Source organism: Sphingorhabdus sp. 109 (assembly GCF_902506555.1).
Lineage (GTDB): Bacteria > Pseudomonadota > Alphaproteobacteria > Sphingomonadales > Sphingomonadaceae > Parasphingorhabdus.
The window spans coordinates 2,713,503-2,725,165 of the sequence record NZ_LR732707.1; the positions used below are offsets into that span (position 1 = coordinate 2,713,503).

Below are 11,663 nucleotides of genomic sequence, written 5' to 3' on the forward strand. Positions count from 1 at the left end.
CCGCACGTGATGCGGAGCGCGGCGGACGGAAAGTGAAATACGAACCAGGTTCCGCATCAGGAGCGGAACACGGAAGCTGATAGGATAGAACATGGCTACAGAAGTAACAGTCCCGGTATTGGGCGAATCGATCACCGAAGCGACTCTGGGTGAATGGCTCAAGCAGCCGGGCGATGCGGTCGCCGCTGATGAACCGATTGCCAGTCTGGAAACCGACAAGGTGGCGCTGGAAGTGCCGGCGCCGGAAGCCGGTGTGATGGGCGCACACAAGGTCGAGGTTGGCGATACGGTCGAGGTCGGCGCGGTGATTGCGACGATTGAGGCGGGCAGCGGCGCCGCTGCGGCGGCCAAGGCAGCCCCGGCACCAGCGAAAAGCGAAGCGAAGGCAGATGAATCCGATGCTTCGATCACCCTCTCTCCATCGGTCCGGCGGCTGGTTCTCGAACATGGTGTCGACCCCAGCCAGATCACCGGCACCGGCAAGGATGGCCGGCTGACCAAGGCGGATGTCGAGCAATATGTGAAATCCGGCGCACAGCAGGCACCAAAGGCCGAGACAGGCGCAGCCACCAGCGCCCCAGCACCGGCTGCGCCATCGCAGGGCGGCAACCGCAACGAAGAGCGCGTGCGCATGACCCGTCTGCGCCAGACCGTCGCTCGGCGGTTGAAAGAGGCGCAGGACACAGCGGCCCTGCTGACCACGTTCAACGATGTCGACATGACCGCGGTGATGGAAACGCGCAGCAAGTACAAGGATCTGTTCGCCAAGAAACATGATGTGAAGCTCGGCTTCATGGGTTTTTTCGTTAAAGCGGCCTGCATGGCGCTGAAGGACGTACCTTCGGTCAATGCGCAAATCGACGGCGAGGAAATCGTCTATCACGACTATGCCGATATTTCGGTCGCGGTCAGCGCACCGAACGGCCTGGTCGTTCCGGTCATCCGCAACGCCGAAGCAATGAGCTTTGCCGATGTCGAGAATACGATCGGCGACTTCGGCAAGCGCGCCAAGGACGGCACGCTGACCATGGCGGACATGCAGGGCGGCACCTTCACCATCTCCAATGGCGGCGTGTTCGGTTCGCTGATGTCGACGCCGATCATCAACCCGCCGCAGTCTGCCGTGCTCGGCCTGCACCGGATCGAACAGCGGCCGGTGGTGATGCCGGACGGTTCGATCGAGGCGCGGCCGATGATGTATCTGGCGCTCAGCTATGACCACCGCCTGATCGACGGCCGCGAAGCGGTGACTTTCCTGGTGCGGATCAAGGAAGCAATCGAGGATCCGGCGCGGCTTTTGATTGATTTATAAGCAGACAACCCAATATCCGTCATGCGGACACGCGTTTGCGATGACGGAATGAGAGACAGAATATGACCGACAATTTCGACTATGATCTTCTGATAATCGGCTCCGGCCCCGGCGGCTATGTCGCAGCGATCCGCGCCGCGCAACTCGGTCTGAAGACCGGCTGCATCGAAAGCCGCGAGACGCTGGGTGGCACTTGCCTCAACGTCGGTTGCATTCCGTCCAAGGCGATGCTGCACGCTTCGGAACTCTACCACGAGGCGCATAGCGGCGCGCTGGAGAAATTCGGCGTCAAGCTGACCGGCGCGAAGCTTGACCTCAAGCAGATGCTGGCCGAGAAGCTGAAGGCTGTCTCCGAATTGACCGGCGGCATCGAACTGCTGTTCAAGAAGAACAAGGTCGACTGGATCAAGGGCCGCGGCGCGTTTGAAGATGCGCACACGGTCAAGGTCGACGACAAGAGCTATACCGCCAAAAATATCCTGATCGCCACCGGCTCTTCGGTCACCCCGTTGCCGGGCGTCGAGATCGACAATGACAAGCATGTCGTGGTCGATTCGACCGGCGCGCTCGAACTGCCCAAGGTTCCCGGCCATATGGTCGTGATCGGCGGCGGCGTGATCGGGCTGGAACTGGGCAGCGTGTGGCTGCGGCTCGGTGCGAAAGTCACGGTGGTGGAATATCTCGACCAGATCCTGCCGGGCATGGACGGCGCTATCCGCAAGGATGCGGCGCGGATGTTCAAGAAACAGGGGTTCGATATCAAGACCGGCACCAAGGTTACCGGCTGCACCGTCAAGGGCAAGAAAGCGACGCTCACCATGGAACCGGCCAAGGGCGGCGACAGCGAGACGCTGGAAGCTGATGTCGTGCTGGTGGCTATTGGCCGCAAGCCGAATATCGACGGGCTCGCGCTGGAAAAAAGCGGCGTCGAAACCAACGACCGCGGCCAGATCGAGGTCGGCCACGATTTCCAGACCAAGGTGCCCGGCGTCTATGCGATCGGTGACGTGACCCCGGGTCCGATGCTCGCCCACAAGGCCGAGGACGAAGGCATTGCCGCGGCGGAATTTATTGCCGGACAGCAGGGCATCGTCAATCACGACCTGATCCCCGGCGTCGTCTATACCTATCCCGAAATTGCTAGCATCGGCAAGACCGAGGAAGAGGTGAAGGACAGCGGTACCGAATATAAGATCGGAAAATTCGTTTTCGCCGCCAACAGCCGCGCCAAGACCAATCGCGACACCGAGGGCTATGTCAAGGTCATCGCCGACGCAAAGACCGACCGCGTGCTTGGCTGTCACATCATCTCGTCGCTCGCCGGCACGATGATCGCGCAGGTCACCCAGGCGATGGAATTCGGCGCGACCAGCGAGGATATCGCTTATACCTGTCACGCCCATCCGACCCATTCGGAAGCGATCAAGGAAGCGGCCATGGCGGTGCAGGGCAAGCCGATCCATATGTAGTGTCCATGCTCCGCACTTGATGTGGCGCCCGGTCAGCACTAGCATCATCCCCCAAAAGGGTCACGGCTTCCCGCCCGGAACCCGGGGGGAGAGACTATGGCGATTGTATCACTGACCACCGAAGCCACCGCGACCGGGATCGCGTCCGATATTGCCGCCGGGAAATTATCGGCCCGGGACGCGACGGAAGCGGCTATCGCCCGGATTGAAGCGCTGGATGGTCCGATCAACGCAGTGGTCGTGCGCGACTTTGATGCTGCCCGTGCTGCAGCCAATCGGCTGGACGATGAAGGACCGCAAGCGGGCCAGCCGCTCTTCGGCGTACCGATGACGGTCAAGGAAAGCTTCAACCTCGCCGGTCATCCCTCGACCTGGGGTCTGGAACATGCGCGCAATAATATCGCGCCTTCCGATGCGGCCGTTGTCAAGCGGCTCAAGCGGGCGGGGGCTGTGATCGTTGGCAAGACCAATGTCCCGCCGGACCTGGCCGACTGGCAGTCAAACAATCCCGTCTATCGCCGGACCAACAATCCGCATGATCTCGACCGCACCCCGGGTGGCTCCTCCGGCGGTGCTGCGGCCGCCGTCAGCGCGGGGATGCTGCCCTGTGAATTCGGATCCGATATCGGCGGATCGATCCGCGTGCCTGCGCATTATTGCGGCATCTGGGGGCACAAGCCGACCTTTGATGTCATCAGCCTCGAGGGCCATGGCTATCCCGGAACCGATAGCGCGCGACCGGCACTGTCCGTCTGCGGTCCGCTGGCGCGTTCGGCGGAGGATCTGGCAATCTTACTGGAGGTCACGCTTGACCATCCGCTGCAGCGGCGGGATGTTGCGGTCAAAGGCGGCCGGTTTCTGCTGATCGATGAGCAGCCGATGGTCGGATGCTCGCGCGGCTATCGCGCCGAACTGGACCGGGTCGCCGGACAAATCGAGGATGCCGGGGGCCGGGTCGAACGGCGTAGCGAATGGATTCCCGATCTCGAAGCATCCCATGACAGCTATCTCAAGATGCTCAATATCGCGATGGCCGGCGGCCTGCCGGCACCCGATGGCACGCAAGCCACGGTGCGCGACTGGTTTGACCTTTGCGATATACAGGCGCGGGTCTATCGGCAATGGCGGGATCTGTTTGGCACATTTGATTTTGTGCTGGCTCCGGTAAGCGCCACCCCGGCCTTTCGGCATCATGACGGGCAGATTTTTCAGGGGAATATAGAGATTGACGGTGAAGATCTCCCCGCCAGCCCGCAGCTCGCCTGGGCGGGACTGGTTACCTTCCCCGGTCTTCCTGCAACCGTGCTGCCTGTCGGCACCGTCGACGGCTTGCCCGTCGGCATGCAGGTGATCGGCGACAAGTTTCAGGATTATCAAACAATTGATGGTGCGCGACAGATCGGGGCTCTATTGGCGACTTAGCCGTTTTAGCAGGAAGTCCGGGACGCCAGAATGAAACATCATAAACTCATGCGCTGGCATGTCTGGCTCGGCTGGCTGATCGGGGTGCCAATCATTATCTGGACCGCCAGCGGACTGCTGATGGTGGTGCAGCCAATCGAGACTGTGCGGGGCAATCATTTGCGCAGCGAAACGCCGGTGCTTGATGCTATCCAGCCGGTGCCGCCGCTGCTCGACGGGCGGCAGGCAAAGAGCCTGACCCTGCAGCAGAACAGTAGCGGTCCCTTCTGGGTAATTGCCTATGCCGATGGCGGAAAGCGACGGGCGGACGCAGAGACCGGCACCCTGTTGCCGCCGGTGTCGGGTGCCGAAGCCAACAGGCTGGCGAGCGCGGCTCGGGCCGGCGAGGCGGCGATCCGCTCCGTTACCCTGTTTGCTGCCGACCAGGCGCCGCTAGAGCAGCGCAGCGGACGACCGTCGTGGCAGGTTATATTTGACGATGACGCGCGCTTCTATATCGATGCGGACACGGGCGAGACGCTGGCCGTAAGGACGCGCTTCTGGCGAGCGTTCGATTTCATGTGGGGCCTGCATATCATGGACCTGCAGACGCGCGAGGATACAAGCCATCCGATATTGATCGGTTCGGCGGCGCTTGCGCTGGTCGGATCGATTCTCGGATTTGTCCTGCTGTTCACCCGGCGCAGACGAAGGAAAAGGGCATGAATTCGGGTTTTCTCTATAGCGCACTGGGCTGGCTCGATCTGTTCGGGATCGCGGTATTTGCGATTTCCGGGGCGCTGGTCGCGGCGCGCAACCGGCAGACCCTGGTGACCTTCGGCTTTTTTGCGCTGGTTACCGGTGTCGGTGGCGGTACCGTCCGCGATCTGCTGATCGGCGCGCCGGTATTCTGGGTGCAGGATGCCCGCGTACCGATATTATGTCTGGGGATTGCCCTGCTGATTTGGGTTACACCGGTGAAATTCTGGCGACCGGCGGCGGTTGACTGGTTCGACGCGATCGGACTGGCGGCCTATTCGGTGTTCGGGGCCGCCAAGGCAATGCAACTGGGCATTGATCCGGTCCCTGCCGCGATCATGGGTATTATCACCGCCAGCGTCGGCGGGGTGATCCGCGATCTGATTGCCGGAGAACCCTCGATCATCATCAGGCCCGAACTTTATGTGACCGCCGGGGCACTTGCGGCCTCGGTATTCGTGCTGCTGGTGCAGATCGGCGTGCAGGGTTTCATCGCCGCACTGATCGCCTTCGCCGCAGGATTTGCCCTGCGCGCGCTGGCCATCGTGAAAGGCCTGTCGCTACCGGCCTATCGCGGAGCGGAAGACAAGGAATAGCCCAGCAGCCTGTCGAACCAGCCGGCGGATGCGCGGGTGTTCCGGTTCAGGCCGGTTCCGCATTCAAGGCACAAGGCCTGGACATCCTCGCGCGCCAGCAAGCCCTGCGCGGTGGCCAGCGCTTCGCCGAGGATTGCCTTCTGGCGCTGCGCGGCCCAGCCGATAACTCCGGTGACCGGCGCGCTTTGCTGACGGATAAAGGGAATGGCATCAAAGGACAGCCCGGCAAATCCGGTCTGCGGGTCGAGATATTGCGCATGATAGTCGCCTTCGGCGATGCCCGCGCGCTTGGCCGCTTCGGCCAATGCTTCGGGCATTCCACCAAAGGCATCAACCAGTCCCAGTTGCCGCGCAGTACCGCCATCCCAGACCCGGCCCTGTCCGACCGTATCAACTTCTTCCGGCGTCTTGCCGCGCGCGGCCGCAACCAGCTTGATGAAGTCGCCATAGCTGTCTTCGACACCAGCCTGCAGGATCACATCGAGATCGTCGCTGAAGCCGCCGACAAAATCAGGCTCGCCGGACAGTGGTGTGGTCTGGACGCCGTCCGCCGTGATTCCCCATTTGGCAAGCGCCTTTTCAAAACTGGGTAGAACCGCGAACACGCCGATAGAACCGGTGATCGTGCCGGGCTCGGCAAAGATATGGTCGCCGGCCGTGGCGATCCAATAACCGCCGCTTGCCGCGACATCGCCCATCGAAATGACGACCGGCAGTTTCTTCTTCTTTGCTTCGAGCAGCGCCAGGCGGATTTCCTCGCTGGCAAAGGCCGAGCCGCCGGGCGAATCCACGCGAACCACCAGCGCCTTGAGTTCTTCGTCTTCCAGAGCCGTGTAGATCAGTTCGGCAATCCGTCCGCTGGCCGCCATGCCGGGGCCGGTATGGCCACCGACAATCTCGCCGGCGACGGTAATCACGCCGATCGCGGCGCCGTCTGTCTCGACCGGATGGGCGGCGACAAAGTCATCATAGTCGATCGCGTTGAAACGGTCCGGTGCGGGGGTTTCGTCCGTGCCGACCTGTTCGGCAACAAAGCGGTCGAACGCGGTCTTGTCACCCAGCTTGTCGATCAGCTTCTGCTGTATGGCAACCGCTGCATAATCGCCGCCGGCGTCGGCAACGAAGCTTGCAGGATCGTCGGCAAAGGCCTGGACCATCGCCTGCGGTCGCGATTTTTTGACATCGGCAAGCCAGCCGTCCCAGAGGACATTGTAGAGCGCCTGCGATGCTTCACGCGAGGCCGGCGACTGGTCGGCGCGCATATAAGGTTCGACCGCGCTCTTGTAGGTGCCGACGCGATAGATATTGGCGGTCACTCCGAGCCGGTCGATCAACCCCTTGTAATAGAGCCGGTTGCCGCCGGGTCCGGCAAAAATGATTCCGCCCATCGGATCCATCCAGATTTCCGTGGCATGGGCGGCCAGCTGATAGCTGTCATCGCTGTAGAAATTGGCGAATGCGTAGACCGGTTTGCCGGCCTTTCTGGCGCGGGCGAGCGATTCGCCGATATCGGTCAGGCTGGTCTGGCCGCCGCCGACAAAGCTGCTGAGGTCGAGCACGATGGCTTTGACGCGGTCATCCTCCGCGCTGGCATCGATCGCACGGACGACATCGCGCAGGCGATATTCGCGCGGACTGTTGCCGGCGCCCGCCAGAAAATCCTCGAAGGTCGGGGCCGCCGGCTCTTCGACAATCACCCCGTTCAGGTCGAGCAGCAAGGCGCCGTCGCGGATCGCGCCGCTATTGGGCTGGGCCGATAGCAGGGCATAGAGCGCGCCGAAAAACAGCAGCATCGCGATCAGGACCATGCCGTCCTTTATCGCCACCAGAAACTTCCACGCTGCTCGCGCAAACTGCATATTCATATCCCTGTTTTGACCGGATTCACCCCCACTATATGGGATGACGCACCGATATTACCAGCGGATAAGCCGGGGCACCAGCAAACGACCGGCAATCGCGCATAATGCCACCGCCAGAGAATACCACAGGCCGATGTAGAATATGCTGTTGAACGGGCAATGCAGGCCATAAGCCGCCGCGCCCAGAGCGCCGGACGACATGCCGACGAGCCAGCCGGCCCGTTCCAGCGCTACCGGTGCGCCGCGGCGCAGCCAGAGCACCTGGGCCGCCGCTATGCCGAGACCCGCCAGCATGCTGACAGTCAGACATTCTACGCCATAGCGGGCCACCAATATTGCCATATCATCGGGTCTGGTCATCATCGCCATGACCGCTGCCGTGGCGGGAAAAAGCAGTGCCGCCGCGAGCGCCCATATCCAGCCCTTGAAGCTGTTGCCGACGGCCGGCTGGCTCATCGCGATGACGGCATAGCTGCTGGTCAGACCGAGCAGCAGCAGCGCTCCGCCACGCAGAAAGAACATCGGATGCGGCATGCCCATCAATAGGTCCCCGCGAACCCCGGCAAGCAGCGCAACCAGCACCGCCACGACCGCGGCAACGGCCAGCGTCAGGGCAAAGCCGTTGCGATTTTTCAGTGGTTTTACCGGGGTCAAATCCTCGACGAGACGATTTATCATCATATCCGACATCATATATACTCTTTTACTGTCATTCTGTTTCGACCATCGAGGAGAGCTTTTTCAGCCCCCGATGGATATTCACTTTGACCAGCGATTCCGACTGGCCGGTTTTGGCCGATGCCTCGAGGATGCTGAGACCCTCGATCTTGACCAGGCTGATAACCTCGGCCTGTTTCGGCGGGATCCTGTCGAGCAGACGCTCGAGGCTGACTTTGGCAGCCACCGTTTCGTCCTGTGGATCGGCGGCCATTTCTTCGTAAAGCTGGTCATGCTCGTGCCGGTATATCTTGCGCAGGCTGTCGATCCAGCGATAGCGGCCGATGGCGGCGAGCCATGGCAGAAACGGCCTTGCCGGATCATAGCTGGCCCGTTTGCGATGCAGCGAGATCAGCGTTTCCTGTACCAGATCATCGATCGCCGCCGGGTTGATCTTGTGCGCATAATAGCGCCGCAGCCATTTTTCGCATTCGGTCAGCAGGCTGGAATAGCAGAGCTTGTCACCGGCCTGCGCTTTGGTCATCAGACGCCGGAATGTTTCTTCGCTGGCGATCATCGGTTCAGCCGAACTTGTGACCGGTCAGCCGGTCGAGCGAGAATAGTCCGCCACCCCGCGCGATCAATATGCCGGCCAGCGCCACCCACAGGATATGCACTTGCCACCAGGCCTCGGGATAGACGAAAAACTGGATGACCAGCGTCATCACCAGCAGGCCGGCGGCGCCGATGCGGGTGAACAGGCCGAGCACCACGAGGATCGGGAGAAAATGTTCCGCGTAGGTCGCCAGCAGGCCGGTGATTTCCGGAAAGGGCATGCCATATTCCTCGCGGAACAGCAGAACCGTGGTGTCGCTCATCTGCAACCAGCTGCCGTCCTCGACCTTGGTGCGGGCGGAGCGCCAGAAAATACCGGCCAGCGCCACGCGGACGAACAGCAGGGCAAGGCCCTCCGGTATTGCGCCGCTCACCAGGCGAATCATTTTCCGGATCATGGATTTCATATCAATTTCCCTCGACTGGTGTCAGCGCCCCGGCCTGGATCAGCTTGATGATGGGCTGCATCGCCGTGGCTTCTTCCTCCAGTTCGAGCGCATGGGCCAAAAGGTTACCCATATTTGTGCAGCCAGGTATTTTTTCTGCGATCGCCCGTTCGGTTGCGCTCAGCGGATGGAGCAGGATCTGCGCTTCCGGCCGGGCGATCATCAGTGCGTCGGACTCCATGCCAGCCAGCTCGGCTAGCGCCGGCGACAGCGGCGCGGTCAGTCCGATCAGCCGCATCGCCGGATGAGGGGCCACCGGGAAGGCGAGCAGGTCGGCTTCGCCGAGCGTGGCGATATCGGTCAGCGCCAGTGGCAGGGCTTCGGCGCTGCGGTAGCTTTCCAGCCAGGCCCATTCGATCCGGGCAAGGTCGATGTTCTCGCCGCCATATCCGCGCTCTTGCAGAAAGGCAGGAAAGCCGGCGCCGATATGGTTGAGATCGCTGGCCATGACGGCCCGCTGCTCCACATAGGCACGCGAGAGGCGGTGAAAATCCTCATGGCCGATATGTTCGTGCAAGCGGGGATAGCAGTCTTCCAGCGCCACCAGCCGGGCATGGGAGATGGTGTTGGCGTGCGCCTTCAGGCCGAGCAGCGCCCGCGCTCTGTCTTCGGCGAACAGATCGTCAGGAAAATGCGCCGGTCCTTGCTGCAGGCAGGCGATAAAGCGCGACTGGCCTTCAGCGAGCGAGGGCATGGCACGGCTCTTCCGGCAGGGGGGCGGCCAATATTGTTTCCGCCTTCGTGACTTCCGCCATCAGCACATCATATGCGGGAATATCCGTGTCCCATTCGATCAGCGTGGCGATCGGGCCGGCGCGGGTGATGAAGCGGCGATAGAGGTCCCAGGTGACGTCGCTCACGATCGAGCCGTGATCGTCGATCAGCAATGGGCCGCTGTCATGGCTTTCCGTCGCATGGCCGGCGAGATGGATTTCGCCGACGATTGCCGGATCGATCGCATCGATATAGGCGTGCATGTCCAGTCCGACATTGGTCGCGGTCACCTCGACATTGTTGATGTCGAACAGCAGGCCGCAGCCCGCCTGGCGACAGAGTGCATGAATGAAGTCGGTTTCGCTCATCTCGTCGTCACGATAGGATAGATAGCGCGAAGGATTCTCGATCAGGATCGGACGCTGCAGGCGGTCCTGCACCTTGCCGATTTCGGCCGCAAAATGATCAAGCGCTTCCTGTGTATAGGGAATGGGCAGCAGGTCGGGATAGCGGTCATGGGCATTGCCGCTCCAGCTGAGATGATCCGAGACCATCGCCGGCTGATAGCGGTCGCACAGCGCGGCCAGCTTTTCCAGATCGTCTCTGTGGAGCCCTTCGGCGCTCCCGAGCGACAGGCCGACGCTATGAAAACTCAGGGGATAGACCCCGGCGATGGCGGTGAGCCAGCGGTGCGCCGGTCCGCCATCGCCGAAGTAATTCTGTGGATGTACCTCTACCCAGGAGGGCCGTTTCGCCTGCGCATCATCTTCCAGAACATGACTGTAATGAACCGACTTGAGACCGATGCCACCCGATGGGGGGAGGGAGTGCGGCATGGTGGTCACCGACGAAACATGAGGGTCAGGAATAGCGGCCATCCACGGAATTTAGCGCGATCAGCCCCGTTTGGGAACCGGTTTCGCATTGCCCTTGTGCGCGGTCAGCGTACCGCCCATTTTGACGCAGCTGCCTTTGCTGACATATTTCCAGGCATTGCCCTGATAGTCGGCGGTGGAGGTGCCAGCGCAGGTCGTGCCGGGACCGGCGGCGCAGTCATTTTTTCCGGCCAGCGCGACGCCATAGCATTTTTCCTTGGCTCCGGCGGCCTGGGCGGCGGTGGCGGAAAGGGTCAGGCTGGCAACCGCGGCAAGGGTTGCCGCTGCCGCGGTTGTTTTGGTCAGTGCAGACATAATATTTCCTTTTTCAATTTGGGGGAACCCGTCCGAGCCTGCCGAGGCGGGCTCATAATGTCATTCGACCGGCCTGCTGTTCCGGTTACAGCAGCGATGCGATACAATGCAGATTGCTGGCCGAACGAATCGCAATGCCTCGGAAATCCAACGAAAATGCAATGAAATATTTTCCGTCCTTTCCCTTGACGGGGGATGAATAGCCATTACATGGGCCCTGTTAGCACTCGAAAGGAGAGAGTGCTAATTCACACAAATTCTGCTCTGCCGACCGGCCATAGCGACTGGTCTGAAGAGATTTGGATTGGACAAGAAAGGGAAATCTATGAAATTTCGTCCATTACATGACCGTGTACTGGTGCGTCGCGTCGAAGCGGATACCAAGACTGCTGGCGGCATCATCATTCCGGACAGCGCCCAGGAAAAACCATCTGAAGGCAAGGTTGTCGCTGTCGGCAATGGCCTGAAAGACGACAGTGGCAAAGCCACCCCGCTCGACGTCAAGAAAGGCGACAAGATCCTGTTCGGCAAATGGTCCGGCACGGAAGTCACCGTTGACGGCGAAGAACTGATCATCATGAAGGAAAGCGATATTCTCGGCATTCTCGAGAAATAAGCCTTTCTCCCATCATCATTTCAATC

13 protein-coding genes are annotated in these 11,663 nt (G+C 61.1%); 6 read left to right on the forward strand and 7 right to left on the reverse strand.

What is annotated here, in order from left to right:
- The first annotated feature begins 91 nt into the window (after positions 1-91).
- The 5 genes from odhB to BOSE62_RS12800 all read left to right on the forward strand — a co-directional run bounded on the left by odhB (position 92) and on the right by BOSE62_RS12800 (position 5,537).
- Positions 92-1,312, forward strand: a complete 1,221-nt coding sequence (gene odhB, locus BOSE62_RS12780) for a 2-oxoglutarate dehydrogenase complex dihydrolipoyllysine-residue succinyltransferase (protein ID WP_159646814.1) — start codon at positions 92-94, stop codon at positions 1,310-1,312.
- A 62-nt stretch (positions 1,313-1,374) separates the two neighbouring features.
- The gene (lpdA, locus tag BOSE62_RS12785; protein WP_159646816.1) at positions 1,375-2,781 is read left to right on the forward strand and encodes a dihydrolipoyl dehydrogenase; all 1,407 of its coding nucleotides are present in this window, start codon (positions 1,375-1,377) and stop codon (positions 2,779-2,781) included.
- Between the two features lie 96 nt (positions 2,782-2,877).
- Positions 2,878-4,203, forward strand: coding sequence for an amidase family protein (locus BOSE62_RS12790; RefSeq protein WP_159646818.1), 1,326 nt, complete (start codon positions 2,878-2,880; stop codon positions 4,201-4,203).
- Positions 4,204-4,233: 30 nt separating this feature from the next.
- The gene (locus BOSE62_RS12795) at positions 4,234-4,908 is read left to right on the forward strand and encodes a PepSY domain-containing protein (RefSeq protein ID WP_159646820.1); all 675 of its coding nucleotides are present in this window, start codon (positions 4,234-4,236) and stop codon (positions 4,906-4,908) included.
- A complete protein-coding gene (locus BOSE62_RS12800; protein WP_159646822.1) occupies positions 4,905-5,537 on the forward strand; it encodes a trimeric intracellular cation channel family protein in 633 nt (210 codons plus the stop codon). Before BOSE62_RS12795 ends, BOSE62_RS12800 begins: the two co-directional genes overlap by 4 nt.
- On the opposite strand, the gene sppA is transcribed toward BOSE62_RS12800, so the two are convergent.
- The 7 genes from sppA to BOSE62_RS12835 are packed head-to-tail and all read right to left on the reverse strand — an operon-like array spanning position 5,510 to position 11,021.
- Positions 5,510-7,396, reverse strand: coding sequence for a signal peptide peptidase SppA (gene sppA, locus BOSE62_RS12805; RefSeq protein WP_159646824.1), 1,887 nt, complete (start codon positions 7,394-7,396; stop codon positions 5,510-5,512). The genes BOSE62_RS12800 and sppA overlap by 28 nt on opposite strands.
- A gap of 57 nt (positions 7,397-7,453) precedes the next feature.
- Positions 7,454-8,080 (reverse strand): NrsF family protein, encoded by a 627-nt coding sequence (locus tag BOSE62_RS12810; protein WP_159646826.1) that lies wholly within the window; start codon positions 8,078-8,080, stop codon positions 7,454-7,456.
- A 28-nt stretch (positions 8,081-8,108) separates the two neighbouring features.
- Entirely contained in the window at positions 8,109-8,633 is a 525-nt protein-coding gene (locus BOSE62_RS12815) for a sigma-70 family RNA polymerase sigma factor (protein ID WP_159646828.1), read from the reverse strand.
- 4 nt (positions 8,634-8,637) lie between these two features.
- Entirely contained in the window at positions 8,638-9,078 is a 441-nt protein-coding gene (locus BOSE62_RS12820; RefSeq protein WP_159646830.1) for a DoxX family protein, read from the reverse strand.
- A gap of 1 nt (position 9,079) precedes the next feature.
- A complete protein-coding gene (locus BOSE62_RS12825; protein ID WP_159646832.1) occupies positions 9,080-9,811 on the reverse strand; it encodes an HvfC/BufC family peptide modification chaperone in 732 nt (243 codons plus the stop codon).
- Complete coding sequence (gene bufB / locus BOSE62_RS12830) at positions 9,795-10,667, reverse strand: MNIO family bufferin maturase (RefSeq protein WP_159646834.1); 873 nt, start codon at positions 10,665-10,667, stop codon at positions 9,795-9,797. The genes BOSE62_RS12825 and bufB overlap by 17 nt, the downstream gene beginning before the upstream one ends.
- Positions 10,668-10,727: 60 nt before the next feature.
- Positions 10,728-11,021: a BufA1 family periplasmic bufferin-type metallophore gene (locus BOSE62_RS12835; RefSeq protein ID WP_159646836.1), complete on the reverse strand. Its 294-nt coding sequence runs from the start codon at positions 11,019-11,021 to the stop codon at positions 10,728-10,730.
- 325 nt (positions 11,022-11,346) lie between these two features.
- On the opposite strand from BOSE62_RS12835, the gene groES reads away from it, so the two are divergent.
- Positions 11,347-11,637, forward strand: a complete 291-nt coding sequence (groES, locus tag BOSE62_RS12840; protein WP_100092959.1) for a co-chaperone GroES — start codon at positions 11,347-11,349, stop codon at positions 11,635-11,637.
- Positions 11,638-11,663: the final 26 nt, after the last annotated feature.

Bases quoted from the DNA above. Each gene is read 5' to 3' on its own strand.
- odhB (WP_159646814.1), top strand. From the start codon at position 92: ATGGCTACAGAAGTAACAGTCCCGGTATTGGGCGAATCGATCACCGAA.
- lpdA (WP_159646816.1), top strand. From the start codon at position 1,375: ATGACCGACAATTTCGACTATGATCTTCTGATAATCGGCTCCGGCCCC.
- BOSE62_RS12790 (WP_159646818.1), top strand. From the start codon at position 2,878: ATGGCGATTGTATCACTGACCACCGAAGCCACCGCGACCGGGATCGCG.
- BOSE62_RS12795 (WP_159646820.1), top strand. From the start codon at position 4,234: ATGAAACATCATAAACTCATGCGCTGGCATGTCTGGCTCGGCTGGCTG.
- BOSE62_RS12800 (WP_159646822.1), top strand. From the start codon at position 4,905: ATGAATTCGGGTTTTCTCTATAGCGCACTGGGCTGGCTCGATCTGTTC.
- sppA (WP_159646824.1), bottom strand. From the start codon at position 7,396: ATGCAGTTTGCGCGAGCAGCGTGGAAGTTTCTGGTGGCGATAAAGGAC.
- BOSE62_RS12810 (WP_159646826.1), bottom strand. From the start codon at position 8,080: ATGATGATAAATCGTCTCGTCGAGGATTTGACCCCGGTAAAACCACTG.
- BOSE62_RS12815 (WP_159646828.1), bottom strand. From the start codon at position 8,633: ATGATCGCCAGCGAAGAAACATTCCGGCGTCTGATGACCAAAGCGCAG.
- BOSE62_RS12820 (WP_159646830.1), bottom strand. From the start codon at position 9,078: ATGAAATCCATGATCCGGAAAATGATTCGCCTGGTGAGCGGCGCAATA.
- BOSE62_RS12825 (WP_159646832.1), bottom strand. From the start codon at position 9,811: ATGCCCTCGCTCGCTGAAGGCCAGTCGCGCTTTATCGCCTGCCTGCAG.
- bufB (WP_159646834.1), bottom strand. From the start codon at position 10,667: ATGCCGCACTCCCTCCCCCCATCGGGTGGCATCGGTCTCAAGTCGGTT.
- BOSE62_RS12835 (WP_159646836.1), bottom strand. From the start codon at position 11,021: ATGTCTGCACTGACCAAAACAACCGCGGCAGCGGCAACCCTTGCCGCG.
- groES (WP_100092959.1), top strand. From the start codon at position 11,347: ATGAAATTTCGTCCATTACATGACCGTGTACTGGTGCGTCGCGTCGAA.